Consider the following 25,942-nt stretch of genomic DNA (forward strand, 5'->3'; position numbering starts at 1 on the left):
AGTGATTGTCAGGAAGTCTATAGAACAAGGAGAATCTGTGGAATGTTAAAATTGTTAAAAAATTTATCCGTCTACAAATGGATTGTACTAGCGATATTAGGACTTGTTTTCATTCAATCGATGTCGGATCTATTTTTGCCGACGCTAATGGCGGATATTATCGACAAAGGAGTCGTTATTGGTGATATCCCGTATATTTGGAAGATTGGAGGAATCATGCTCTTGGTTGCTGCACTTGGGGCGATTGCATCTATTGTTGCAAGTTACTACTCTTCAAAAGCGGCAATGGGATTAGGTCGGGATATTCGCCGAAAAGTATTTGATCATGTGGAGAACTTTTCACTTCAAGATTTTGATGAAATTGGCACGGCATCACTGATTACAAGAACGACAAATGATATTACGCAAGTGCAGCAAGTGGTCATTATGATGCTTCGGATGGTAGTAAGTGCCCCGATTATGTTGGTTGGCGGTATAATTATGGCTGTTTCAAAGGATGCAAAGTTATCGTTAATTATTGTTGCGGCGATGCCTATATTAATCGGTTCAGTGTTACTTATTCTATATAAAGGAGTACCTCTGTTCCAAACAGTGCAAACGCGATTGGACCGGCTAAACCTTGTTTTACGTGAGAACTTAACAGGTATTCGTGTGATTCGTGCGTTTAACCGTGAAAAACAAGAGCAGGTTCGCCTAAAGAAAGCGAATAAAGATTTGACTGATGTATCAATCAAGGTTAACAAGATGATGGCATTTTTAATGCCTGTTATGATGCTCGTTATGAACCTAACCGTTGTTGGGGTAATTTGGTTTGGTGGACTTAGAATTGATAATGGTGCCATGCAAATTGGGGATTTGATGGCATTTATACAATACGTTATGCAGATTATGTTCGCACTTGTTATGGCATCGATGATGTTTGTTATGATACCTCGAGCTGCTGTTTCAGCAAAACGGATTAACGAAGTTCTTGCGATGCAACCAACGTTTCTGGATGAAGGTACTAAAAAAGCGGACAAAGAGCCGGGAACACTTGAATTTGACAGTGTATCATTTAGCTACCCGGGTGCCGAGGCGCCAGCATTATCGGATATTAGCTTTACGGCAAAATCGGGTAAAGTGACCGCTATTATTGGCGGAACAGGCGCGGGAAAAACAACGCTTATTAACTTGATTCCACGCTTTTATGACGTTACTTCCGGTACGATTCGCGTCAATGGTGTTGATATTCGCGAATCATCACAAGAAGAAGTACGATCGAAAATCGGCTTCGTTCCACAAAAAGCGCTGCTCTTTTCCGGTACGATTGCTGAAAACATTCGTTTCGGCAAACAAGATGCAACGCAAGCTGAAATCGAGCATGCTGCTCGTATTGCGCAAGCTGAAGATTTCATTTCTAGGATGGATGACGGCTACGATGCTGTTATTTCGCAAGGTGGATCGAATGTGTCAGGAGGTCAGAAGCAGCGGCTATCCATTGCACGTGCGTTAATTCGTAAACCAGATATTTATATTTTCGATGATAGTTTCTCCGCACTTGATTACAAAACGGATGCAAATTTACGTGCTGCTTTAAAAGATGAAACGGGGCAAGCGACTGTCCTCATCGTTGCACAACGTGTTAGTACCGTTATCGATGCGGATCAGATCATCGTCATAGACAACGGTGGAATTGCCGGCATTGGTACGCACGAGGAACTTCTTGAACATAATCAGGTCTATCGTGAAATCGTCGAATCACAGATCTCGGAGGAGGAAATCGCATGAGTGAACAAAAACAGTCAAGACCTCAAGGAGGAGCCCCAATGGGACCTGGCGGAGGAAATATGATGATGATGACAGGGAAAAAGGCCAAGGACTTTAAAGGTACATTACGCCGCCTGATTGGTTATTTAAAACCCCGTCGCAATTCATTAATCGCTGTATTTTTTGCAGCAATTTTAAGTACAGTCTTTATGATTGTAGGACCTAAAATAATGGGGAATGCGATTACCGAATTATTTGAAGGTGCTTATGGCAAGGCCACAGGTGTGCCTGGAGCAGGAATCGATTTTGAGGCAATCGGTAAGTTACTCCTTTTACTCGCAGGTTTATATATCATCAGTAGCCTATTTAGCTATATTCAACAATACATCATGTCGAGTGTGGCACAAAAAACGGTGTATGATTTACGGGAAGATGTCAACGGCAAGCTTAAGAAACTACCACTTAAATATTACGATGGCCGTCCGGTTGGCGAAACACTTAGCCGGGTAACGAATGATATTGATACAATTGGAAGCACATTGCAACAGAGTTTGACGCAATTTATCACATCAGTTGTTACAATTGTTGGGATTCTTATCATGATGTTAACGATCAGCCCTGTGTTGACACTTATTGCGCTCGTCAGTTTACCCCTATCGTTGTTTGGCATCCGGCCAATTTTGAAGAGGTCACAAAAGCATTTCGCTGCCCAACAACGTACGCTTGGTCAATTGAATAGCCATGTTGAAGAGATGTACACAGGTCACCAGGTCGTCAAAGCATTCGGCCATGAGCGAAAGTCCGTTGCTGAATTTGATGAGGTGAATGAACAACTATATGATGCGGGCCGTAAAGCCCAATTCATTTCCGGGATTATCATGCCAGTGATGTCTTTGATTGGCAACCTCAGCTATGTCGTTATCTGTGTAGTTGGTGGTATTTTAGTAACACAGCGCGCTATTTCAATCGGGGATATTCAAGCGTTCATTACGTATACACGTCAATTCACACAGCCGATTATGCAAACGGCAAATATCGCGAACATCATTCAGTCGACTGTCGCTGCAGCGGAGCGGGTCTTTGAACTACTTGATGAGGAAGAAGAAATAAAAGAAGTGACGATAGCGAGTTTAACGCGTGCAGAAGGTACAGTGACATTTGAACACGTCGACTTTGGTTACGGGGACGATTTGTTAATTGAAGATATGAACATTGATGTGAGCCCAGGTCAAACGGTCGCCATTGTAGGGCCAACTGGTGCCGGGAAAACGACATTGATTAATTTATTAATGCGTTTTTACGAACTGAACGGCGGGAAGATTACAATTGACGGACTCGACACACGTGATATGTCACGTGAAGATCTTCGAACGACTTTTGGAATGGTTCTCCAAGATACATGGCTCTTTAATGGGACGATTAAAGACAATATCGCTTTCGGAAAAGAGGGCGCAACGGATGATGAGATTTTCGCTGCATCCAAAATGGCTCATGCCGATCACTTTATTCGAACATTGCCGGAGGGCTATGATACAGTCTTGAATGAGGAAGCATCTAACATTTCACAAGGACAAAAGCAACTTATTACGATAGCTCGTGCCGTTCTGGCAAATCCTCCTGTTATGATTTTGGATGAAGCGACTTCGAGTGTAGATACACGGACAGAGCTCCTCATTCAACAGGCGATGAACCGCTTAATGGAAGGGAGAACGAGCTTCGTCATTGCTCACCGACTTTCAACGATCCGGGATGCTGATCTAATCATCGTAATGGATCAAGGGAAGGTAATTGAACAAGGAACACATAACGAGCTGTTGGAAGAGAACGGCTTTTACGCAGATTTGTACAACAGCCAGTTTTCCAATAAACCTGCAGTGTAACAGCAAAAGCGGAAGCGCCTGTTCTGCCCCGACAAGCACTGGAAGGCTTGAAGATAAAGGCGCCCTTTGCCTTTATCAGCAAGAATGAAGTGACTCGAGGGGCAAGGCGCTTTAGTCTAGACAAGTTAGATAAACCCCATCCACGAGTTGGTTTCTAGGATGGGGTATTTTTTATGCCTTGCGAAAGGTCCGCTTGAGGTGCATACTATTTTAGTAGCTTATTATACGTATAGGAGTTAATAAAAAATGAAAACTGATGTAGCAACACTCAAAAAAATGACGCCTGCTTTCGATCCATGGGAAGCATACTTGGATGTACAGGAGCATGGCAAACTGACATTGTCGAGCATTGAATTCACGACGACGTATTTATGCAATATGCGTTGTGAACATTGTGCAGTCGGGTATATGTTACAGCATAAAGATCCTGACGCATTACAAGTAGCATTGCTACTGTCTCGCCTAGATGAAATTCCACAATTAAGAACTATAAGTATCACAGGCGGAGAGCCGATGTTCTCTAAAAAGTCGGTAGAGAACTATGTTCTACCGTTATTGAAGTATGCGCATGAACGTGGAGTCCGTACACAAATGAATTCGAACTTAACGATGCCACTCGACCGCTATATGGCAATTGCACCCTATTTGGACGTCTTACATATTTCACATAACTGGGGCACAGTCGATGACTTCGTGGACGGTGGATTCGCCAATATGGAACGTAAACCACCTCGGGAACGCCGAGCTGAGCAATTCCAGCGGATGATCGATAACAGCCGAGCATTGGCTGAAGCAGGTGTCATGGTTTCAGCGGAAACGATGTTGAATAAACGAACGTTGCCGCATCTAGAACATATTCATCGACAAGTCGTAGAGGAAATGAAATGTGCGCGCCACGAGGTGCACCCAATGTATCCAAGTGATTTCGCTTCTCAGCTTGAAGTGCTTTCATTAGATGAAACGCGGAAAGCGATTCATGAGTTACTGGATCATCGTGACGAAGATGTCTGGATGCTGTTTGGTACATTGCCATTTTATGCGTGCAGTGATAACGAAGAGGATTTGGTGCTGTTAAAACGAATTTACAACAGTAAAAACGTATCAGTACGTAATGACCCAGATGGCAGATCCCGTCTGAACGTCAATATTTTCACTGGCGATGTGATTGTCACGGATTTTGGTGATACACCGCCAATGGGCAATATTCAGACGGAATCGCTTCCTGTAATGCTCGACCGCTGGCTTGAGCGCCCACTTGCAAAAACGATTGGTTGCCATTGTCCCGCGGTTAACTGCTTAGGGCCGAATCTATTGGTTAAAGATGCGTATTATCCTGAGGTGGACTTCACGAAAAAGAAAGCAAATATATCGATATAAAACAAATTTAAAACGACATCGCTATGAGAAATTAAGTTCTCATGGTGGTGTCGTTTTTACGTTTTAGTTTTGTTAATTCAATAATGAGATTGAATTGGACAAAAATGAAGCATCGTAGAATGTAGTCTTTCGTAATCCTTTATAGTTAATAGATTCAAGTTTATGTCGATTTCTTTTTCGTTTTTTAATATCAAGATCAGTTTGCTAGCGCTAACACGCCCTTGTTCAATATCTGATAGATCTACTCTTTTTCTTCGGAAAACTAACCCTTTATGAATAGAAAGCGAGTTGTCTTTTAACCTGAGATAATCGATTGTTTGTAATTTGAAGTAATATACGGCCAGTATAGTAGACAATAAAATGTTCAATAGGAGTATAGGGCCAACTACTAAACCAAATGCACCATTACTACCATTCAAAAGAAAAAATATCAAACCTACGTTCAATACAGCAACTATCGACCATATAAACCCAGTGATAGTCCACATGTGATTATTTTTATATGTAAGCTTCAGTTAAATCATCCCCTATCAGATAGATTGCTTTCATATCGCAAGTGTATATTCACCAAAATCAACCAGTAAATTACTACTTACTCTTGTGATTAAGTCCCAGGCGCTCTATGTATAGGTACTTTTGAATCGCTTTGGACTGAACGGCTACTACACCATTAGCGAGGTTTCTCACTACACAGTTTTTTCGATAATCGTATGTGTGGTCTTTCGTCCGCCGCTCTCCGCTGTTACAGATACACTAAGTGCTAAAGCACGTGGAAAGAAGTGATTTTATATCTCTCTATGTGATTGTTTTCGCCACTAAAGCTCCTTATTCCTCTATCTTGGTACCACTATGTATATTGATGAATAGTTTTCTTATGAAGTGCATGATAATGCTAATATAAGAGGGAGTTAAGCAACGAGTTCACTAAATTTAGTTGAATTCGTTTTTTATTGAAAAAAATAAAATGAACGATTTACCAGTTTGAACTGTCTAATAGGTAACAGGGGGTGGGAGTATGGAGCTGGATTTGGCGAAAAGGACCATTGCGGGTGATGAACGGGCGTTGGTGAAGCTGTTGGCACAACATGAAGATACGCTCTATCGTACGGCTTATGCGTATTTGAAAAATGAGCATGATGCTATTGAAGCTATGCAAGAGCTGACGTATCGAGCTTTAAAAAAAGATACATACCGTCAAAGAACCAACGTACATAGCAACCTGGCTTGTCCGAATTATCATCAATATTTGCCTAGATATGAAAAAGAAACAAGAGAAATTAGTCTACAATCATGAAATTGAACTAGCGTCGACAGATCATAAACCATTTGAAATGGCCGATATTATCACAAGTCTGCCAACAGAACAACAAGAACTTATCTATTTAAAATACTTCCAGGATTTGAAGAACGGAGAAATTGCACACTTGAAGCAAATTCCCGAAGGTACTGTGAAATCGAGGCTACATAAGACGTTAAAAAGATTACGCGTACTCATTGCAAAGGAGGAACTATAATGACCAACTTGAATGAGCAGGACTGGCAGAAGTTGACGGAGGAATTAGAAGCGGTTGAAATCCCAAAAGAAGAATTGCATCAAGCACGTGTAACTGCCGTGCATCAGCATCGGTTGACTAAGAAGAGAAAGCGCGGTCTGTATTCAGTCGCCAGTGTAGCTGCTATTGTACTGCTACTATTTGTGACGTCGATTCGCGTTTCCCCTGTGTTTGCACAAGCTGTGGCCAAAATTCCAGGGTTTTCTCCTATCGTTGGCATGATTGCTTATGATAAAGGAATCAGCGACATTGTTGAAAATAATTACTATGAAGAACTCGGAATTGTAGTAACGCAGGGCGACTATACCTTGACTTTACAGAATGTCGTAGCTGATCATTCGGGCATGACGATATTTTATAAGCTTGAATCCCCCTTTGATCTTTCCAAAGTGAGTATAACTTCTTTAGAGGTGTCTCAACAAGGTATTCCATTTGGTGTCGCAAGTTCATACAATGTCTCTAGATCGGGTGAAAGAACTGTACAGGAAGACAAAGTTGAAATTACGTCTGCTGATGAATTATCGTATGCTAATATGTCATTTGAATTTAATTTGGTCTTGAGTGATCCAGCAGAGACAAAGTTCGCCGTGCCATTCACACTCACCAAGCCCATTAAACAACCAAAAGTATATGAAGTGAACCAATCTGTTGTCGTAGATGGTCAAAAAATTGACATTAAACAGTTGAAAATTTCGCCGTTACGCGCAGAAATCCGACTAACTACTGACGAACAAAACACAATGCATTTACTAAAGTTTACATCGGTTCGTTTGATTGATGAGAATGGTGAAGATTGGGGTCAACCGAGAAATGGAGATGGCGGTCTATTGCGTGATGGCGAAGTAAGTCTATTCATGCAGAGCAATTACTTCAGGCAGCCGAAAAAACTAACGTTAGTGATGGAGAGGATCGAAGCACTTCCAAAAGGCTCGGATTATATCGAGGTCGATTTTGAGCAACAGAAAGTGCTGTATGTGCCGAGTGGACTGGATATTGCTGTGCAAGTGCCATCCCGCAATACATTGGAAGTCACTTATCGACCTGGCGGTTGGCTACTATTGGCTGGAATATTTGACAAAGAAGGCGATGATTTAAGTAATAGTTTAATCGAAATGCATGCTAGCAGAGAAGCACCTTATGTCACAACAGTCTCTACATTTGATTTTGAGAATGAAGTGAATCCAATTCGTCTGAATATTAATAGCTATCCGCTGTATTTGGACGGCAAGGTAGAAGTGGATATTCCACTTGAGTAATAAGTTTTCGAATCCTACCTTTCAATTGAATATTGGCTATCAATTCATCAGGTTTTAAAAAATAATGAAAACGATGTCTCTATGAGTAAATGAAATCTCATAAAGGCATCGTTTTTAATTTTCAATTAATGAAATGAATAGGTTGTTAGTAACGTATTAATGATAAAAGATACTTTTAGCAGAGTTAGTTATCTGAACAGAAATAAACCACTATTATTACAAGGAGTGCTGATGTGAAAAAGCGATTATCGTTAATTGTTCTGATCCTTCTATTAACTGGGTGTAATTCGGATTTTTCATTTTCAGAAATAAGCATAGGTAATGCAAATGATGCTGTACAGGAATTTATTGAATATGCTGAAGTGAAGAATGGTAATTATCTCTACCTTGATGGTGAAAAAAATATGTATGTATTTATAAATGGAATATATGTTAATCAAGGAAATGATGCCGTTTATTTTAGTGACTTTAATATAAGTGCTCAACAAGACACATTGAACGTGTTTATCAATCAAGAATATGATTCTGACTACTCAAACACCAAATTAAAATATCAAGTATTATATAAAATCAAAACGGTAGAGAAATATGATACGATAAACCTTTTTATCAATGGAAAACCCGTTTCGTTCGATGAAATATTCGGCAATGAACAGTTAATCGTGTATGAAATGTAGATACGCGTAATTGTTAACGACAATATGAACGGCCCAATTTTGAAAGCTATTCATAAGAGTCAAAAAAACATATTGAAGGATCCGGAGAAGTCTTTGGATACATGATGGCTACGCCTAGCATTCAACTTGCAACTTCGAGTATTTCAATGGTTTTCCTGTCGACATAAAGGTATCTTGCATAAAGATAGCCTATCCGGAATCAGCAAAAACGTATAAAATGGATAATAAGGTCGGGAAAGTGGATATTGTTTATAAATCAAGATAAAAGGACTTACAGAAATGGGGTACAAGGATGGCTGGCTATAGTGAACCTTCCTTCTTATTATTTTCAATGGAGCATGTGGCGGCAATAGGCGTGTTGTGCCTATCCATCTTATTGTTATTTATTTTAAGAAGGCGATGGTCGGTGTCGTCGAAGTATGAACGCCTTTTTGCGTTGACTTTATTGGTAATGGAAGTCCTTTATCATGTTTGGATGATTGTAACTGGGAGATGGGGACTTAGCGATTCGTTGCCGCTAGAATTATGCAGCATTAGTTTACTTGTTGCGATTGTTCTCTTATGGACAGGGAATAGGCTTTTGTATGATTTCATCTTTTTTGCAGGTATTGGAGGGGCGCTTCAAGCGATGGCGACTCCTGTATTAGATGTTGGATTCCCGCATTTCAGGTATTTCCACTTTTTTTACACACATATTGGAATCATAATAACGGCACTATACTTTACGTGGATGAAAGGATACAGGCCTACTTTTATAGGAATCATCAAGACAATGATTATTTTAAACTTGTTGTTGCCACTTATATTTGCGGTTAATGTATTTTTCCAAGGCAACTATATGTTCTTAAGGGAAAAACCAGTCAACGGAAGTTTGCTTGACTACTTAGGACCCTATCCGTGGTACATTTTAGCGCTCGAAGGAGTAGCATTTTTGATTTTCGTCTGTTTGTGGCTACTATTTAGAAAGTGGCATTTTCGTGATGGGTCACGTTAACTACATCTTAAGACTGAGTTGCAATCACTTCTCAGGTCCATTTGAATTAAAATCCTATCCATTATACTAAATTGTAATCAGTGAATTGATTGCAACAGAGAGAAGGGTACAGAATTATGGTTGACTATACGATGAAAGTTCAAGAGGAGTTGCATTTTTGGAAGCGGAAAATGACAAAGCGATCAGGCATTATTAGCCGTACGTCAAAAAAAGCGCAAATGAAAGTGAATGGTCTTATTCCAGAAAAGTTTCATCAGGTAATGACAGAGAGCATAAAAAACATGGTGAAAGCCACTTTGGTTGGCTCTACTATCACGACGAAAAAAAGGCAATCAACCGCGCTAAGTCTATATGAGCGGGATGAGTTATTTAAGGAAAAGCTTTCGTCATTCCGCAAAACTGCTGTCATTGAAGGTGCAGGAACTGGAGCAGGGGGAATTATGCTAGGGCTTGTTGACTTTCCGCTTCTATTATCCATTAAAATGAAGTTTCTGTTTGAAGCCGCTGCGGTTTATGGATTTGATACGAATGAATATGAAGAGCGATTGTTCATTTTACATGTGTTCCAGCTTGCATTTTCAAGTGAGGAAACAAGGAAAGAGACATTATCTATTATTGAGAATTGGGAAGAAGAGAAACTGTTGATTGCTGATATGGATTGGAGGGACTTTCAGCAAGAATACCGAGATTACATTGATTTAGTGAAAATGTTTCAATTAATTCCTGGCTTCGGCGCGATTGTCGGCGCGTTTGCCAACTATAATCTGCTTGACCAGCTCGGGGAAGCGGCTATGAATTCATATCGGCTTCGTTTAATGCAAAGAATCTCGGATACAGAAAAAACTTGAAATCATAAATAAGGAGGTTTGGCATAAAATGTTTATTAGAAATAAAGTGTTCATTATCATAGCGTTGGTATTGCTTATTGTTGGTGGAATTGCATTGATGTTCAATTCCGGGAATCACTTTGAAAATAACGCCAAGAAAAAAGTGATTGATGATCAATCATTTACCAGTATTGAAATTTTGACGACCAATGCAATGGTCGAGATTGTGCCAACCAAAGATTCGATAACGACAGTGTCGTATTCAGGGAAGACAAAGAAAAGGTCGAAATTCATTTTCGAGGCTGTTGTAAAAGAAAACACACTATCTGTTCAGTTCAAAGAAAAGCGGCGAAGTTTCATTAACTTTGGCTTATCCTCGTTAAACTTAAAGCTAATCGTGAAAGTGCCTAAAAAACAGTATGATCGAATTCAAGCGGAAAGCAATAACGGCCGGATCAAAGTGGAGAATATTCAAACGAAAGAGTTGGCACTGGAGACAGACAATGGCACGATTGAGTTAAAAACCATTGATGCTACAGTTGTCAATGTTAAAACTGATAACGGAGCAATTATACTAGATTATGTTGATGGTACGATTGTCGGAAGAACAGATAACGGGAGAATTTCCCTTGTAACAAACAATTTAGATCGACCGATTGAATTAACGACAGATAACGGTAAAATCGAGATTCAAACTGAAAAGGAACCGACGAATGCTACGATTGACGTTAAAACGGACAACGGAAGAATCGATGTTTTTGGATATGAAAACAAACATACGAAGTTCGGAAATGGTGAGAATTTGATTAAATTAAGAACGGATAATGGAAGAATAACGATAACGAAATGATAGGATATATTCTATCATTTCGTTTTTTCTATTAATTGGAGTGCTTCGTAATCAGCCTCTGTATCGACATCGAATACTAGCCTCTTATCAGCACAGGGTAATAGCTTTCCTTTTTGGAGAAAATCACCTCGTAAAATTGCTTTTGCTCCATTGTCTCCACGTAACTCCATCAGTTCGGTATACATGGAAGACGAAAAAAGAACTGGCGGCATGATTGTCTGTTCATATGTGGTAGCGACGAATCTGCACATCTGGTTGTTCTTCCTGCACGCAATCATTTCTTCGAGCATTTGGACGGTGATAAAAGGTTGATCCGCCAATATGACGATGACGGCATCCATGCGATCAGTTTGTGCCTGTTGAATGCCGTAGCGCAATGATTCGGATTGGCCATGATGAGCAGTTGGACATTTTATGAATGAACATCTCGCATCTAGTTTCATTTCAGCGGGAAGCCAATCTGCATCGTCCTTATCCTTTGTAATGATATAGACTTTATCGAGCGATGATTTCAAAGCTGTTTCAAGCGCTAAGCTACCTACTGTCATGGTTCCAACAGGTAGTGCTAATTTATTACTCCCCATACGGCTGCTGTTTCCAGCGGCAAGATAAATACCTGCGATTTTCATGAAATTCCCCCGCGTCTAACTGCTATAAGTTCTGCTACTATACTAACAGCGATTTCCTCAGGTCCATCTGCACCAATAGAAAGCCCTATAGGTGAATGAATCCAATTGGGAATTTCTTCGCCTAGTAAACGTTCAGTTCGTTTTTTTGACCCTAAAATACCAAGGTACAATAATTGATGGGCGCGGAGTCTATGCATTAGTTTCGCATCCAACTGGAAATCATGCGTCATAATGACAACTGAATCGAGTGGACTTAAAGAGATATTGTCGATTAGTTTCTCGGTGTCGCCAACCTGAAAAGATACTGCAGTAGGAAAATGAATTTCATTACAAAGTGCACTCCGAGAATCAAACAGATGAACCGCATACCCAACGTTTCCAGCAAGTCGTGCAAGCGGTCGTGCATCAACCCCTGCACCGATTATATAAAGGGCAGGTCGAGGCCATATAAGTTGAAAATACATCATTTCGTCTTCGTCGTCCTTACTTTTTTGTCCTACTTTGTTTTGAAACGGAGTGAAGGCATCTAGTTCGAAGGGGATTTCACCTTGCCAGTGGTCGAGGCAGTTTTTGCTTACATTTAAAAATGCATAGTTGTCAAACTCACTTATTGATTGGATAAATAAAACGGGTTGCATGGCCAAGAACTGTTTGTGCATTAAGGTTAGAAAGTGCCGGAAATCATTATCGATATCGCGCACGAAGACTGAGATTACTCCATTGCATCCCGCACCACGCCCCCAACCAAGGTCATCTTCAGCACTTAAGTCATAGTGAACAATTTCTACTTTTCCTGTATTAAACATTTCTATGGCACGATTATGTAAATCATTTTCAAGACAACCACCACTGATGACACCGATACGTGCACCATCCTCTTGAATCAGCATCCAGGTCCCTTCTTTCCGGTAAGCAGAGCCCTTCACTTGGAAAACCATGGCAAGCACAACAGGTTGGACATCATTCAATACAGTTTCAATCATTTGTTGAATCGATTGCAAATTCTCACCTCATTTCTTTTCATCCACTGTCGCCATCTAGCTAATCTTCTATTCATTCTCTAATATCGTCTCCACATTATAATCTGTCGTGGTTTTGGTTAGAATGCGAGAGAAGTATATAACTTTTCGGGGGTGTAGTATTTGGATAACTATTTACTTCCGGTCGTAGTCGGAATTGTTTTTGGATTTGTGGCACGAACACTCTTGTTACGTACTGATTTTCGGCAATACCCAACGTATCCGACAGGGCGAATCATTCACCTTTCCTTTGGTTTCATTGCGGCATTCATCGGTGCCGTAGCGATTCCAGCAGTGTTGGAATCTGATTGGACTGCCGTGACATTCCTTGGTCTTGCTGCTACTCAATTTCGTGAAGTTCGGAAAATGGAAAGGGAGTCACTTCAAAATATCGATAACTTCGAACTTGTAGAGCGTGGGACGCCATTTATTGAGGGGATGGCACAAGCGTTTGAAAGTCGGAATTATTTAGTGATGTTCACGGCTCTTATCACTACATTATGTGCTGTGTTTTCCTTCTGGTTGGGAATTATCGGTGGGATTATCATGCTAGTCATGGTGAAGTTCAACATGTCAGGACAGTTATTGAATGCAATCGCGGATGTTACAGAAGCAGAGATTCGTTTTGAAGGTCCGACGCTTTTTGTGGGTGATATCCTCATTAAAAATGTGGGACTGGAAGATACAAGAAAAATAATTACCGAAAAGGCAGTTGGTGCAATTATCATCCCGAAAAATCAAAACAGTATTGTCACTTTGTCCTTCCTAGGGCAGCGACAAGCAATGTTGCACCATGTTGCTACTGTACTGGGCAGTTATCTAGATTCCGGTGAACCGGCATTGATTCCACTTACGAAAAGAGATATGGCAGACGGTCGAATCGCATTGTTCTTTTTGCCGCGGGAAAAAGATTTCCATCAAATCAAGGCCGTATTAGACAATGTCCCCGTATTGGATAGTGCAATCCGGATGCCTAAAGAAGCCGATAAAGGAAAATAGGGGAACGAAATCTAAAATGCATAACGTTTAAAGGACAGTAATCTGGAGTCTGTACTATAAGGAGTTGAGTGGTTTGGAAAATCAGCATGCAGAGATTGTCGCTATCATCACGATAAAACCGGAATCATTACAGGGCGGCGGCGCACCTGTTTTCATTGTGAAAGATCAAAAGGAATTACAGAAAATCAGCATGACACTAGAGAAGATAATGGATGCTTCAGCGCATGAAGTTGACACGGATACACTTGTTATTGTTGCACGTTAAATTTTGTCCAGGAGGCGTTTGTGAATGACGAATAAAATATGGACAACGGTTGGCAAGTCTGAACAACGAATTGATGTGGTAGAAAAATCGACGGGCAAAGTTAGATATGTTGGGGATTATTCGGTACCTGGTCTAATGCACGCGAAACTTGTGAAAAGCACTCAAGCACATGCCTTGATTAAATCTATCGACACGACTGAAGCATGGAAAATACCTGGCGTGCGTGCAATCGTGACAGGAGAGGTTTTCCCATTTCATATTGGTCCGATTCTTGCAGACCGCCCACCATTGGCATTCGGCAAGGTGCGGTATTATGGGGAGCCGATAGCAATTGTGGTGGCGGATTCTGAACATCAAGGAAAACTGGCGGCAAGCAAGGTAAAAGTAGAATACGAACCGCTACCCGTCGTGAATTCAGTCCAGCAGGCATTCCAAGCTGACGCACCATTAGTACATGACAATTCCGGAGACTATACAAAAATAATCGATAACGTCTATCCTGTTCCTGGTACAAATATCGGGAGTCACATTAAAATCCGTAAAGGAGATATTGGCACTATCTGGGCGAATTGTGCAGAAATGATATCGGCTTCTTATTCATTCAACCTTTCCGATCATGCCGCGATGGAAACACGAAGTACCCGGGTGGAGATCAATCCGGACGGGAAAGTGATTATCCATTCCTGTTCTCAATCCCCCTATATGATTAAAAAGGTATTTAACCAGTTTTTTAATATTGAAGTAGGCAATGTTATCGTCCACATCCCGTTAATTGGTGGTGCTTTCGGTGGAAAAGGAGCTATTCAATTAGAGCCACTTGCTTATTTGGCATCGAAAGCTGTCGGTGGGAAAATGGTCAAGCTACAGTATGAGCGGGAAGAGGATATGATAACCGCCCCGTGTCATATCGGACTTGATGCAACGATAAAACTGGGTGTGACGAAAGAAGGGAAATTGATGGCGGGGCAGTATACCTTCCTCGTTGATTCAGGTGCTTATACAGACCATGGGGCGGGTATAACGCAGGCGATTGCACTCGATTGCACGGGGCCATATAATGTTCCAAATGTATGGTGTGACTCCTACTGCATGTATACGAATCATCCGTTCGCAACGTCATACCGAGGTTATGGGCATCCCGAGCTGACTTTTGCTGTTGAGAGAACGATGGACATATTAGCTAAGCAATTGAATATGGATCCGATTGAATTACGAATATTGAATGTGATTAAACCTGGAGACACAACACCTACCCAAACAGTACTCACTACAAATAATATAGGGGATACTGAAAAATGTATTATTCGAGCAAAAGAATTGATTGGCTGGGATGAAGGGCAAAGAATCGCAGTTGGCGAAAATTTAGTGCGCGCAAAGGGAATCAGTTTGTTTTGGAAAACGTCGAAGACTGCGACGAATGCCCAAGCAGGAGCAGTTATCACATTTGAACCAGATGGAGCTGTGAATTTAAACTGTGCTGCGATTGAGCTTGGACAAGGAACGAAAACCACCCTTGCACAGATTCTTGCTGAAAAGTTGAATATGCCGATGGATAAAATTCACGTGATCATGGAAGTGAATACACAGTATGATCCACATCAATGGAGCACCGTTGCGAGCAGCACGACGTTCTTGGCGGGACGCGCAGTACTAGCTGCCGCTGAAAGTGCAATTAAACAAATGAAAAAAACAGCTTCCATCGTATTGCAATGCTCTGAAGAGGATTTGGAAGTGGGAGGCGGACGCGTCTATTTAGTACCTGACCCCGCTTACGGAGTTGAAATAAAGGACATTGCTTTAGGTTACACATTACCTAGCGGCCATGCGGTAGGCGCGCAGATTATAGGAACTGGTTCTTATATTCAACGCCATTTGACACCGATGGATAAGGAAACTGGTTTCGGGAAACCGGGGTCATGGTGGTCTGTCGGTTCACAGGCGGTAGAAGTCGAATTGGATGAACGTAATTTCACATACAAAATACTTAAAGCTGTCACGGTGCTTGACGGCGGTACCATTATTAATCCCATGATGGCGACGCAGCAAATGCGGGGCGGCATGTATTTTGGGTTAAGTTTTGCTAGCAGTGAATCGTTTCATTTTGATGAAAATGGGGTAGTAGAAAACGCGGATCTGCGCACTTATCATATGCTTCGTTACGGGGAACAGCCGGTAGAGTATTTGGTCGATTTTATCGAAACACCATTTGCGGACGGACCGTATGGTGCACGGGGAATCGGGGAACACGGAGTAATCGGTATGGCACCGGCGTTAGCGAATGGACTTTCCGAGGCAGCGCAAGTTGAATTGAACGAACTACCGCTCATTCCAGAATTAATATGGAAAACAAAGAAGGAGAGCGGACAATGATTGCATTCGATTTTAACTACTATAAGCCTTCAACCATTGCGGAAGCTATAGAGACGTATATTACAGCGACTAGTCTCCGGAAAAAAGTTATCTATTATTCAGGAGGAACAGAATTCATTACGTTCGCACGGACGAATAAAATGCATGCCGATGTGGTAATTGATATTAAAGGGATTCCTGAATGCAATGTATGTGAAATCCAGGGAGGGCAGCTTGTTATTGGTGCGGCGATTTCGTTAAATAAACTGGTGGAAACAAATCAGTTTCCCTTATTAAGCCAAACTGTTAAGCAAATTGCCAATCATTCTTCACGAAACAAAATTACGATAGGCGGTAATATAAATAGTCAATTGATATACCGGGAAGGTGTTTTACCATTTCTATTAGCGGATGCAAAGGTAAAGATCGCCTCACAGGGAGAAGAAAAAGTTGTTTCATTGAAAAAAATATTCGATCGAAAGATGACTTTAGATGAAGGTACATTCCTTGTTCAAATTATCGTCGATGCATCATTTATCGATTTGCCTTATCTTAGTTTGAAACGGACTCAAATGACTAAAGTGGGTTATCCTGTCGTCACTTTAGCGGCTTTGTTGAAAGAGAACCAAATCCGTGTCGCTTTTAGCGGGTTGTGTAGTTTTCCATTTCGTTCAAAGAAGATAGAAGCGATTGTTAATGATAATTCATTATCTGAGAGGGAAAGAATTGAACAAATAGCCTCCCATCTTCCAGCATCAATTGTGGATGACTCGCATGCATCCGCAGCTTACCGTGGATTCGTGTTAAAAAACCTGTTAGTAGATACGTTTGAAATTTTGGAGGGGAAAAAGTGATCAATTCCATTGATACAACAAAAACAATTATTCAACTTCTTGTGAATGGTGAAACCCATGATGCGGTCATCCGGTCTGCCGATACGCTTTTGCATACATTACGCGAGCAACTTGGCTTAACTGGTGCAAAAAAAGCATGTGAAAACGGCGATTGTGGGGCTTGTACTGTCCTTATAAACGGTGAACCAATGCATTCATGTCTATCTTTATCAGTTGAAGCGGTAAATGAACCAATTACAACAATCGAGGGGTTGTTGGATTCGCCGGTTCAAAAAGCATTCATTGAGAAATGGGCCATTCAATGCGGCTACTGCACGTCAGGGTTTATCGTCAATGCACATGCCCTTATTGAAAAGCATCCTGACGCTGAAGATGAGACGATTGAAGAGTGGCTTCAGTCGAATCTATGCAGGTGTACGGGCTATCAGGAGATTAAAGAAGCAGTAAAAGCTGCGTTACTTGAAAAGAAAAACCTGCCTTCGACTGGTTGAATAAGTCGAAGGCAGGTTTTTAACCTTTTTTGAAGCTATTATTTCCACTATTTAGCGAATGGATAAGCTGTAAGGTTTGCGCAGCCTGTTCGATTTGTTGCCGAACTTGCTCCAATTGTTGCTGAACTGCGGTAGTCGATTTGGTAACCGCAGTCCCTTGCATTTGATTCAGCAGCTGTGATGCTTGTTGAAGTTGTTGCTGTGCTTGTTGCAACGATTGGAGGTCAGTCGTTGAAGTGCTCAACTGAATTGTTTGCATTGCCTGTTTCATTGCTTGTAGTGCTTGTTTCTTTTGACCTTGGAATTGTTGCTCCGTATGTGCTTGGTTCTTATCAGACTGTTGTTTCAAGAGGAAGACTCCTTTCGTTTGAAATAGACTTGTCCTCGTTAGTGTTAGTGAAATTAGTCCTTTTTAATCAATGATTATAGGGACAGATTTGACAATTCAAAACGATATAAAAATAACCCATCCCTGAGTAAATAGCTCATTGGGGTGGGTTATTTAAGCTCATTGGTAACCAGTTGTTACGCTGATTGCTTGGTTTTTTTTATTCTAATCAATCTAATTTCGCGTAAATTATGTCCGGAATACAAAAAAGAATCCTCAACCTTACCACTTTAATGTCATTAGTAAATGACAACATTCACCTGGATTTTCGTCGTTGTTTAACTCAATACGAATTCCAGTTGGGCTAAAATTTGTTTTGATTTTTAATGTAATGCCTGTTGATACAATTAATTCATCCACCTTTTTTGTATTTGATAGTTGTGCTGCTTCCATTAACTCATGTGCGAATTCTTTAGAGTTAACGATCTTGCTTGCTAATAAATCCGCTTGTTTCAATAGATCTTGAAATCTTAGGGCCGAAGTATTCAACACTTGCGTATTTATAGATGGAAAAGGACTTGGCGGACTTAAAACGGTCTGTGGTTGAACATGCTCGTTGTACAGCCACAGTGGATTAGAATAAGGATTGGCCCAGTGTGGATAAGGGTTATAGTACATAAGAGTGCCTCCATTCCAAGTATCGGGTATCCTATCCTATGTTCAGTGACTCTGTAGGGATAAGGTTATTGGATGTATCGATAAAGAAATCTAGCGTATTTTTCGGATAGTAAAGTTGTCTTCCAGTAACAACCAATTTTGCGGGAATGGGTAACCAAGAACCCAGTAACTAATTCCGCGTAAATTATAGTCCTTTACCACATCAAACTTTGCCTGTGCACTGCGGGCATCTTCGAACCAGACTTCGTGGTTACGCCCCTCTGCATCCGTGTAGCGATAAAATGGTGACTGCGCTATTGGGTCATATTGAATGGCCACCCCATATTGAATAGCCCGGCGAATTGCTTCCTGTTGGCTAAATGTTTCTGCCTCTTGTCCTTGCACATGAGGAAGTAACCAGTCGCGCGCATAGATTTGAAAACCAAACAAGATTTTGTTTCTTGGTATTACGGTAACAGCGTAATCCAGCACCCTTTTTATTTCATTTAGCGGTGAAATTGCCTGTGGAGGACCTAATCGATAACCCCATTCATAGGTCATCAATACGACGAAATCGACAATTCTTCCGTGTTCTGCGTAATCATGTGCTTCATATAACAACCCTTTTTGCTCATCGCTAATCTTTGGAGCAAGGGCTGTTGAGACGGAATAACCTTCCGGATGCAAGCGATCCACTGCACGTTGCAAAAATTGGTTATAGTTTTCACGGTCGGCCGGCAACACATTTTCAAAGTCAATATTTAATCCTTGATAGCCTTTTTCTTTCATGACTTTTAAAATATTTGTTAATAAAACATCCTGGATATCAGTACTTGCAAGGACTGAATGCGCCAGAGTAGATCCGGCGGCCGTGGCACTGAAATTTGTAATGGCCATCACAGGAACAACTCTTTCGGCAGCGGCAGATTGAAGCATAGCGGTATCGTCGATGGTACTTAGCCCACCATCTTCACGAATCGTATAAACAAAAGGCATCCAATAGGTTAAATATTGGCCAACTTCTTGAATTTCCCTAGCGCCTGTTTCCCCAGTATTGATTGTGTAGGCATTCACATCAATAACTGGTTTATGGGCGGGGATGGTTAATATAGTTCCAGATATAATCAGATTGGGATCTTGAATTTGATTTGCCTCACTAATTTCTTTGACAGTTGTGCCATAACGGCGTGTAATTCCTGTTAAATTTTCACCAGGTTGTACCCTATGGGTCTGGGGAGGTGTTGGAACGACTAGAGCCAATCCACTTACTAGTTTACTTGGACTTTCTAACTGGTTAGCTGCCACGATTTGGTTTACTGTGACGCCGTAGCGTTGTGCAATCAACCATAATGTTTCCCCTGGATGTACTACATGAATTTGCATATAGTTCTCTCCTCATATATTCATCTCTTTTATGATATTCAAAAGGGACGGGGGATAGTATTGCAAGAGTGTGAAATACCTCTTTTTGTATTTTCGAAGGTATTATTCCCGCTATTAAATGATTGAATATATATATGTCACTACTTGTAGATAATCTCAGTAAAAAAGGACGGACTATGGCAATTAACGGACTTCCTTATCATGATATCTAATTACCAAGAATAGTTTTTCATAAATAAATTATTAAAATACCCATAAGATCTCCCCATGCCATCATTAGATAAAGAGAAAGATGAATTTTCATTCTGGAGGTGGATGGTCATGGCGAAAAGAAACCGAGGAAAAGCAATAAAAAAGCTCCCTTCAAAAGGAAGAGGAGACTGTCCGTTGTGTACTCGAAATAGAATTAAGTTATTATACAATCATAAAACGGAAGCGAAAGAACTCATTAAAGTATGTAAAAACTGCAGGGATAGATAAGCTTACAAGGCTACCTTAAACGACTTTTTCATTTTAAATGTAAGGCATCTTTTTAGATGCCTTTATATTTACATAAAAATGATGATAGAGTTATAAATCTTTCATACAGGAATAGTGGAATTGGAGTTTGGAGGAACGTATGTATGGTATAATAGAAGAGTAATAGAATAGGTGACTCAAGGGTGGTCGGCTCACTTCCGTACGAAAGGGGGTGGTGCCAATGACAGTATTCGAATCGTTAATGTTTGCAATTTCTTTTGCAACATTGATCGTATTGGTACTTGCATTTAACCATAAAAAATAACCCATCCTTGAGTTAAAGGCTCGATGGGTTATCCCTGTCATTTTGCCAATCCCCTTGTAGGGAACCTGCTTATTACATTGACCGTTTGGTGTTAGCGCACCAAGCGGTCTTTTTTATTGTATTCTAATCTTATTCTTATTATACGTTTGAGGGGTTTAACTTTCAAGTGTTTGATTCGAATAAGCTTTTGGATATTTGTATTCTCGAATGAGCTCGGCAAACAATTTAATCATGTTGCAATGAAACCGCATGGTATATTTATGGAAAAGGGGTTGCTGTGTGTGAGGAATGATTCACGATTCACGATTCACGATTAACGAGTTTCAAACACATAATGAAATTGTTGAAGCATATCCGATTATGAAGCAGTTGCGAACACATTTGGATGTAGATACCTACTTGGAATTAGTCTGTGAAGTACAGAGAAAGATTGTTACCAACTGTCTGTGTACAAAGTGAAGGGAATATCGTTGCAGTAATCGGTTTCAAGCCACTAATCACACTTTATTATGGTCGATTCATTTGGATTTGTGATTTGGTGACGGATACCACGAAACGGTCTAGTAGGTATGGGGAGAAGTTACTTACCTATGTCCATAAGTGGGCAAAAGACAACGGTTATGAAAGTGTTGCGCTGTCATCAGGCTTGCAACGAACAGACGCACATCGGTTTTATGAAGAGGAAATGGAGTATGACAAAGTGAGTTATGTATTAAAAAAGTCGTTAGGATAGATATTTAAGATAAACAGGGAATTTAGGTGGTGTATTACTTGGATGCCGAATGGTTAGTCATCTGGTTTAATGACAGCGGGACGCTTATGAAGAATGAAATCTGAAGAGACTAGCGTTGGGGGAAGTACTGGCAGACAAAAGTGGAAGAGTTATTTCATCATGAACTATTAGTTAATCTAAGAACGTCTGTATGGTATAATTAAAAGGTAATAGAATAGGTGACTCAAGGGTGGTCGGCTCACTCCCCATGAAAGGGGGTGATGTCGATGTCAGTTTTTGAAACGTTAATGTTTGCTGTAGCTTTCGCAACTTTAATTGTGTTGATTCTGTCATTTAACCATAAAAAATAACCCATCCTTGAGTTAACGGCTCATAGGGATGGGTTATTCTCACTCCGTAAGTGCTGATCCCCTTGTAGGGAACCGACTATTGCATTGATTGGTCGATGCGACAACATCGATCAATCTTTTTTTATTCTAGTCAAGCTATATCCTCATTATACGTTTGAATTGCGCCCCTGACAACTTATTAGTATATATGGATTTAAGTAAATAACTTAAAGGGAATAGTTCCGATCTTTACCACCCTAGAAACTCACTTATTATTTTACATCGCTTACTAGCTGACTTCCAAATTTTTCTATAATCGAATTGACTTTTTGTTAAAATCCACTTGAGTTTTCAGCTTCACGCAAGTTGACGAGGCAGGCGGTGTTATCACCCATGAATCAATGAAAAATAAGGAGGGATTTAATTGAAGGTCGCATTTTTTGATAGGGATGGGACCATTATTGAAGACTATCCTGACCATAAGTGGACGGATATAAAGAACCCTGTGTTTCTAGCCGATTCAATTCAGACGTTAAAGAGCGTTAGTCAAAGAGGTTATGAGATAATTATTATCACGAACCAGTACTTAATAAACGAAGGATTTATATCAATAGAGCAGTACCATGACATTACAACAAAGATGCTATATGAATTATCATGTCATAAAATAAAAGTCCTGGATGTATTTCACTGTCCTCACAGTAGGGATGAAGGTTGTGATTGTATAAAACCTCAAACCGGGATGATTATGAATGCAATACTAAAATATCCAAATATAAATATTGATCAATCATTTATGATTGGCGACTCAATCGTAGATGTAGAACTAGCAATCAACATGAAGATGAAGGGGTTTGGAATAGGGGTAGGTTCATCTTCCAATATGAAAAACATTTACGTTCTGGACAATCTCAAAGAGGTACTCGCTTATATATAAATTCACTCCTTATAAGATATGTAATCGCCTATCCTCTTTATCAGCCATCATTTCGTATTCTTAACCAGTGATGACTCTAAGAAGCGAGACGAAACTACAACTTCGAGTGAGGAAATTGTATAATTAGACAAAAGGGCAGGAAAGCATTTTAGGGATTGTCCATTGGAATAATAATAATCCTATCTAATCCAACGGGAAAAGGGGTTATAAAATTGAACGCTATGAATAATGAATCAATTCCAATCAACTTAGTAGCTGATTTTGATGAGTTTGTTAGCTATATAAGCGGAAATGTAGTTCAGCTAACAAAGGCAAAAGAGTACATATCAAGAAAGCATCTGCCCGCGATTAATGAACGTATGACCATAAGAACCAAGGATTGTACATCGTATACTGAACAGGACTATTATTCTTTCATCCATTTAATCTATCACTTAGCTTTAAGCGGACGTTTGCTGGAAAAGGTGTCGGTAAAATCGGGACCGCTCCAACTGAAAGTAACAGAAAGAATGGATTTGTATAAAGAATTAACAGATGTAGAAAAATACTTTTTTTTACTCGAAACGTTCTGGGTCGATGTGAATTGGGCGAGACTTCAAGATAAACAAAATAATTCAATAGCTTTAACGCTCCCCGAAGTGTTTTCTATATTAAGTCGGGATGAGCCAGGACGAACTTGGGTAGTGAAGAGCCCAAAAACCGATGTCGGGCGGATACTAGCAAGTTGTACATATGATTGGTATTACTTCAATCTCTATTTTGAGTGGTTGGGTTTATGGATTTGCGAAGAGGATGTAGAACGTAAAGAACAACGTGATAGCAAAAGTGTATATTACGCCAAAAAGATTGAGGTTACGCAGTTCGGTACTCAAATGATACCTATTTTACTTATTTCGCGAAACGTATGTGCATGGAATATCGCGTTGCGTCGGGAAGATGGAGAGTTCAATGTTATACCAGGTTCAATATTAGATGGGAGATTCGGTGCGTATTTATCCGATGAAGACCAAAGCGCCCAGCCATTTTTTCAACCGTTTATAGATTTATTTTCAAAAGATGAATTGCTGCATACCTTGCCTAGAAACCGAAAACAATTCATTGATGGTCGTTACACTTTCAAGGTTTCATTATCAAAGGGAGTATGGAGAAAATTGACTTTATCAGCTAAGCATACAATGGACGATTTCCACCAAATCATTATCAAAGCATTTGAATTTGACGATGATCATCTGTATTCTTTTTTCATGGATGGTGAAAAATGGTCACATGATTGTATCGCATCTCCTAATGATGACTTTGGTCATGCGGATGCTTCTAAAATACAAATTGGGGCTGTTGGTTTTATCAAGAGGCAAAAGTTTCTGTATATTTACGATTATGGTGACGAATGGACATTTTTAATAGAAGTAGATGACATAAACGAGAATGCTGAACAAATACTTAATCCTTATGTGCAAGAGACAAGGGGAGAGGCACCAGAGCAATACACTGACTTCTACTAAATAAAGTGATTAATGAGTAATCACTAACACCATGGAGAAAGGCGAGTGTTTTCAAATGACGGGACCAATTAACCAAAGAAAATCAGAACATATTCAAATTACATTGAATGAGCACGTAACGGGTGACACGATCACAACAGGCTTTGAAAAGGTCAAATTCATCCATAATGCGTTGCCTGAAATCAATTTCAATGATATCGCAATCGATACGACATTTTTAGATCATGATTGCAAAACACCATTTATTATCAGTTCGATGACGGGCGGGGCTGCCTTTGCAGAAACAATTAATCGGAATCTTGCCGAAGCTGCAGAACAAAGAGGCTGGGGATTAGCTTTGGGTTCGACACGAGCGCTGATAGAAAGTGCGGAACATCGAGCTTCTTTTCAAGTAAGGAAATATGCACCGAGCATCCCGATAATCGCTAATTTAGGCGCGGTTCAGCTTAACTATGGCTTTGGCGTAGATGAATGTCGCCGAATCATTGAAATAACAGAGGCGAATGCACTTGTCCTCCATTTGAACAGTATTCAGGAAGTGATTCAACCAGAAGGAAATACTGATTTCAAAGATTTATTGGAGAAAATTGAACGACTTTGCAGTGATTTGGAAGTGCCAGTTGGTGTGAAGGAAGTCGGGTGGGGAATTGACGGGGCCACAGCTAAACGTTTATGCGATGCAGGCATTTCCTTTATCGACGTAGCGGGGGCAGGCGGCACGTCATGGAGTCAGGTCGAAAAGTTTCGTTCAACATCTACAGTAAAGAGAAAAGCAGCTGAAGCGTTCAGTGATTGGGGCATCCCAACAGTCGAATGCATTACTTCGGTAAGGGGTAAAATTGAGGAGCAACCAATAATCGCAAGCGGTGGAATGCATACTGGCCTAGATGGAGCCAAAGCCATTGCACTTGGTGCAGACATGGTCGGATTCGGCAGATCGATTCTGAAGGAAGCCACGCAGTCTATGGAGGATGTCTTGGAAGTGATGGAAACGAGGGAATTGGAACTACGGATGGCAATGTTCGGTATTGGGTCGGCTTCTCTGGCTGAGTTGAAAGAGACGGATAGAGTCAGTTACCAGATCCGTTAACATCTAAAATACTATGTGGATAGTGAGTTATGGCAGACTTCGATGCGCTGTGGGATTACAATTACCCTGAAGAAACCGAGCGGGAATTTACGAGTTTGCTAGGTTTGATTTGCCAAATAATCTACTGGATACATTGCAGGGGATTTTCAAAGAAGACATGGTCAATGAGAGTATATGCGGAAGAGGCACTGTGAGAGAAGATTGAAAGGCAAGAGGAGACAGAATGATAGTTACCTTATAAAGAAAAAAAGAGCTGAATTTGAGCTCTTTTTTTGCTTTAATGAGATTAAAGCAAAGAAGTGTCTCAAAATCCATAGGTATTCCAATTGAATCTAAGAATTTATTACCAAAATGTTTAGCTGTGATAGGACTTGGAGTCATTACTTATAGTATATCTGTTTTACGAAGTGGGTTACTCAACTAATTATATATG

Annotated in this window: 24 protein-coding genes; 19 read left to right on the forward strand and 5 right to left on the reverse strand. The window is 40.5% G+C overall.

From position 1 onward, the window contains the following. Window positions 1-42 precede the first annotated feature (42 nt). The 10 genes from MKZ26_RS02530 (at window position 43) to MKZ26_RS02575 (ending at window position 11,160) form a co-directional block, all read left to right on the forward strand. Window positions 43-1,767: an ABC transporter ATP-binding protein gene (locus MKZ26_RS02530; RefSeq protein ID WP_340764164.1), complete on the forward strand. Its 1,725-nt coding sequence runs from the start codon at window positions 43-45 to the stop codon at window positions 1,765-1,767. Beyond that, on the forward strand, window positions 1,764-3,626 hold the full coding sequence (locus MKZ26_RS02535) for an ABC transporter ATP-binding protein (RefSeq protein ID WP_340764166.1): 1,863 nt from the start codon (window positions 1,764-1,766) through the stop codon (window positions 3,624-3,626). Before MKZ26_RS02530 ends, MKZ26_RS02535 begins: the two co-directional genes overlap by 4 nt. A 246-nt stretch (window positions 3,627-3,872) precedes the next feature. Further along, window positions 3,873-5,003 carry a radical SAM/CxCxxxxC motif protein YfkAB gene (gene yfkAB / locus MKZ26_RS02540; protein ID WP_340764167.1) on the forward strand — a complete coding sequence of 377 codons (1,131 nt, stop codon included), beginning with the start codon at window positions 3,873-3,875 and terminating at the stop codon, window positions 5,001-5,003. 1,015 nt (window positions 5,004-6,018) lie between these two features. Next, entirely contained in the window at window positions 6,019-6,297 is a 279-nt protein-coding gene (locus MKZ26_RS02545) for a hypothetical protein (RefSeq protein WP_340764169.1), read from the forward strand. After that, window positions 6,248-6,517 carry an RNA polymerase sigma factor gene (locus tag MKZ26_RS02550; RefSeq protein ID WP_340767596.1) on the forward strand — a complete coding sequence of 90 codons (270 nt, stop codon included), beginning with the start codon at window positions 6,248-6,250 and terminating at the stop codon, window positions 6,515-6,517. Before MKZ26_RS02545 ends, MKZ26_RS02550 begins: the two co-directional genes overlap by 50 nt. Beyond that, a complete protein-coding gene (locus MKZ26_RS02555; RefSeq protein ID WP_340764171.1) occupies window positions 6,517-7,812 on the forward strand; it encodes a DUF4179 domain-containing protein in 1,296 nt (431 codons plus the stop codon). The genes MKZ26_RS02550 and MKZ26_RS02555 overlap by 1 nt, the downstream gene beginning before the upstream one ends. Before the next feature lie 233 nt (window positions 7,813-8,045). Further along, window positions 8,046-8,489, forward strand: a complete 444-nt coding sequence (locus MKZ26_RS02560; RefSeq protein WP_340764173.1) for a lipoprotein — start codon at window positions 8,046-8,048, stop codon at window positions 8,487-8,489. A 292-nt stretch (window positions 8,490-8,781) separates the two neighbouring features. Then, the gene (locus tag MKZ26_RS02565; RefSeq protein ID WP_340764175.1) at window positions 8,782-9,483 is read left to right on the forward strand and encodes a YwaF family protein; all 702 of its coding nucleotides are present in this window, start codon (window positions 8,782-8,784) and stop codon (window positions 9,481-9,483) included. Window positions 9,484-9,599: 116 nt separating this feature from the next. Continuing rightward, a complete protein-coding gene (locus MKZ26_RS02570) occupies window positions 9,600-10,331 on the forward strand; it encodes an EcsC family protein (protein WP_340764177.1) in 732 nt (243 codons plus the stop codon). Between the two features lie 28 nt (window positions 10,332-10,359). Then, window positions 10,360-11,160 carry a DUF4097 family beta strand repeat-containing protein gene (locus tag MKZ26_RS02575; protein ID WP_340764179.1) on the forward strand — a complete coding sequence of 267 codons (801 nt, stop codon included), beginning with the start codon at window positions 10,360-10,362 and terminating at the stop codon, window positions 11,158-11,160. 14 nt (window positions 11,161-11,174) lie between these two features. On the opposite strand, the gene MKZ26_RS02580 is transcribed toward MKZ26_RS02575, so the two are convergent. Both MKZ26_RS02580 and MKZ26_RS02585 read right to left on the reverse strand, forming a co-directional pair. Next, the gene (locus tag MKZ26_RS02580; protein ID WP_340764181.1) at window positions 11,175-11,789 is read right to left on the reverse strand and encodes a nucleotidyltransferase family protein; all 615 of its coding nucleotides are present in this window, start codon (window positions 11,787-11,789) and stop codon (window positions 11,175-11,177) included. Next, the gene (locus MKZ26_RS02585; protein WP_340764183.1) at window positions 11,786-12,790 is read right to left on the reverse strand and encodes an XdhC family protein; all 1,005 of its coding nucleotides are present in this window, start codon (window positions 12,788-12,790) and stop codon (window positions 11,786-11,788) included. Before MKZ26_RS02585 ends, MKZ26_RS02580 begins: the two co-directional genes overlap by 4 nt. Window positions 12,791-12,931: 141 nt before the next feature. Here MKZ26_RS02585 and MKZ26_RS02590 point away from each other — a divergent pair, with 141 nt between their 5' ends. The 5 genes from MKZ26_RS02590 to MKZ26_RS02610 all read left to right on the forward strand — a co-directional run bounded on the left by MKZ26_RS02590 (window position 12,932) and on the right by MKZ26_RS02610 (window position 17,766). Further along, entirely contained in the window at window positions 12,932-13,807 is an 876-nt protein-coding gene (locus MKZ26_RS02590; protein WP_340764184.1) for a YIEGIA family protein, read from the forward strand. Window positions 13,808-13,880: 73 nt separating this feature from the next. Then, window positions 13,881-14,072, forward strand: coding sequence for a capping complex subunit for YIEGIA (locus MKZ26_RS02595; RefSeq protein WP_067209356.1), 192 nt, complete (start codon window positions 13,881-13,883; stop codon window positions 14,070-14,072). A 24-nt stretch (window positions 14,073-14,096) separates the two neighbouring features. Continuing rightward, on the forward strand, window positions 14,097-16,442 hold the full coding sequence (locus MKZ26_RS02600; protein WP_340764185.1) for a xanthine dehydrogenase family protein molybdopterin-binding subunit: 2,346 nt from the start codon (window positions 14,097-14,099) through the stop codon (window positions 16,440-16,442). Further along, a complete protein-coding gene (locus MKZ26_RS02605; protein ID WP_340764187.1) occupies window positions 16,439-17,275 on the forward strand; it encodes an FAD binding domain-containing protein in 837 nt (278 codons plus the stop codon). The genes MKZ26_RS02600 and MKZ26_RS02605 overlap by 4 nt, the downstream gene beginning before the upstream one ends. Then, a complete protein-coding gene (locus tag MKZ26_RS02610; RefSeq protein WP_445683397.1) occupies window positions 17,272-17,766 on the forward strand; it encodes a (2Fe-2S)-binding protein in 495 nt (164 codons plus the stop codon). Before MKZ26_RS02605 ends, MKZ26_RS02610 begins: the two co-directional genes overlap by 4 nt. A gap of 19 nt (window positions 17,767-17,785) precedes the next feature. On the opposite strand, the gene MKZ26_RS02615 is transcribed toward MKZ26_RS02610, so the two are convergent. The 3 genes from MKZ26_RS02615 to MKZ26_RS02625 all read right to left on the reverse strand — a co-directional run bounded on the left by MKZ26_RS02615 (window position 17,786) and on the right by MKZ26_RS02625 (window position 20,134). Then, window positions 17,786-18,115: a hypothetical protein gene (locus MKZ26_RS02615; protein WP_340764189.1), complete on the reverse strand. Its 330-nt coding sequence runs from the start codon at window positions 18,113-18,115 to the stop codon at window positions 17,786-17,788. Between the two features lie 261 nt (window positions 18,116-18,376). After that, window positions 18,377-18,772, reverse strand: a complete 396-nt coding sequence (locus MKZ26_RS02620) for a hypothetical protein (protein ID WP_340764192.1) — start codon at window positions 18,770-18,772, stop codon at window positions 18,377-18,379. Window positions 18,773-18,862: 90 nt separating this feature from the next. Next, a complete protein-coding gene (locus tag MKZ26_RS02625) occupies window positions 18,863-20,134 on the reverse strand; it encodes a LysM peptidoglycan-binding domain-containing protein (RefSeq protein ID WP_340764194.1) in 1,272 nt (423 codons plus the stop codon). A gap of 1,196 nt (window positions 20,135-21,330) precedes the next feature. Between MKZ26_RS02625 and MKZ26_RS02630 the strand changes: the two genes are divergently transcribed. The 4 genes from MKZ26_RS02630 (at window position 21,331) to fni (ending at window position 25,509) form a co-directional block, all read left to right on the forward strand. Next, window positions 21,331-21,651, forward strand: coding sequence for a GNAT family N-acetyltransferase (locus MKZ26_RS02630; protein ID WP_340764196.1), 321 nt, complete (start codon window positions 21,331-21,333; stop codon window positions 21,649-21,651). 753 nt (window positions 21,652-22,404) lie between these two features. Continuing rightward, on the forward strand, window positions 22,405-22,917 hold the full coding sequence (locus MKZ26_RS02635) for a D-glycero-alpha-D-manno-heptose-1,7-bisphosphate 7-phosphatase (protein WP_340764197.1): 513 nt from the start codon (window positions 22,405-22,407) through the stop codon (window positions 22,915-22,917). A gap of 221 nt (window positions 22,918-23,138) precedes the next feature. Beyond that, the gene (locus tag MKZ26_RS02640; protein WP_340767598.1) at window positions 23,139-24,419 is read left to right on the forward strand and encodes a plasmid pRiA4b ORF-3 family protein; all 1,281 of its coding nucleotides are present in this window, start codon (window positions 23,139-23,141) and stop codon (window positions 24,417-24,419) included. Window positions 24,420-24,474: 55 nt separating this feature from the next. Beyond that, on the forward strand, window positions 24,475-25,509 hold the full coding sequence (gene fni, locus MKZ26_RS02645; RefSeq protein WP_340764200.1) for a type 2 isopentenyl-diphosphate Delta-isomerase: 1,035 nt from the start codon (window positions 24,475-24,477) through the stop codon (window positions 25,507-25,509). Window positions 25,510-25,942 lie beyond the last annotated feature (433 nt).

The sequence above is a fragment of the Sporosarcina sp. FSL K6-6792 genome (assembly GCF_038004885.1).
GTDB lineage: Bacteria > Bacillota > Bacilli > Bacillales_A > Planococcaceae > Sporosarcina > Sporosarcina psychrophila.

What these genes read in the sequence shown, in the direction of transcription:
- MKZ26_RS02530 (WP_340764164.1), top strand. Translation starts at nt 43, where the DNA reads ATGTTAAAATTGTTAAAAAATTTATCCGTCTACAAATGGATTGTACTA.
- MKZ26_RS02535 (WP_340764166.1), top strand. Translation starts at nt 1,764, where the DNA reads ATGAGTGAACAAAAACAGTCAAGACCTCAAGGAGGAGCCCCAATGGGA.
- yfkAB (WP_340764167.1), top strand. Translation starts at nt 3,873, where the DNA reads ATGAAAACTGATGTAGCAACACTCAAAAAAATGACGCCTGCTTTCGAT.
- MKZ26_RS02545 (WP_340764169.1), top strand. Translation starts at nt 6,019, where the DNA reads ATGGAGCTGGATTTGGCGAAAAGGACCATTGCGGGTGATGAACGGGCG.
- MKZ26_RS02555 (WP_340764171.1), top strand. Translation starts at nt 6,517, where the DNA reads ATGACCAACTTGAATGAGCAGGACTGGCAGAAGTTGACGGAGGAATTA.
- MKZ26_RS02565 (WP_340764175.1), top strand. Translation starts at nt 8,782, where the DNA reads ATGGCTGGCTATAGTGAACCTTCCTTCTTATTATTTTCAATGGAGCAT.
- MKZ26_RS02570 (WP_340764177.1), top strand. Translation starts at nt 9,600, where the DNA reads ATGGTTGACTATACGATGAAAGTTCAAGAGGAGTTGCATTTTTGGAAG.
- MKZ26_RS02575 (WP_340764179.1), top strand. Translation starts at nt 10,360, where the DNA reads ATGTTTATTAGAAATAAAGTGTTCATTATCATAGCGTTGGTATTGCTT.
- MKZ26_RS02580 (WP_340764181.1), bottom strand. Translation starts at nt 11,789, where the DNA reads ATGAAAATCGCAGGTATTTATCTTGCCGCTGGAAACAGCAGCCGTATG.
- MKZ26_RS02600 (WP_340764185.1), top strand. Translation starts at nt 14,097, where the DNA reads ATGACGAATAAAATATGGACAACGGTTGGCAAGTCTGAACAACGAATT.
- MKZ26_RS02605 (WP_340764187.1), top strand. Translation starts at nt 16,439, where the DNA reads ATGATTGCATTCGATTTTAACTACTATAAGCCTTCAACCATTGCGGAA.
- MKZ26_RS02620 (WP_340764192.1), bottom strand. Translation starts at nt 18,772, where the DNA reads ATGTACTATAACCCTTATCCACACTGGGCCAATCCTTATTCTAATCCA.
- MKZ26_RS02625 (WP_340764194.1), bottom strand. Translation starts at nt 20,134, where the DNA reads ATGCAAATTCATGTAGTACATCCAGGGGAAACATTATGGTTGATTGCA.
- MKZ26_RS02640 (WP_340767598.1), top strand. Translation starts at nt 23,139, where the DNA reads ATGAATAATGAATCAATTCCAATCAACTTAGTAGCTGATTTTGATGAG.
- fni (WP_340764200.1), top strand. Translation starts at nt 24,475, where the DNA reads ATGACGGGACCAATTAACCAAAGAAAATCAGAACATATTCAAATTACA.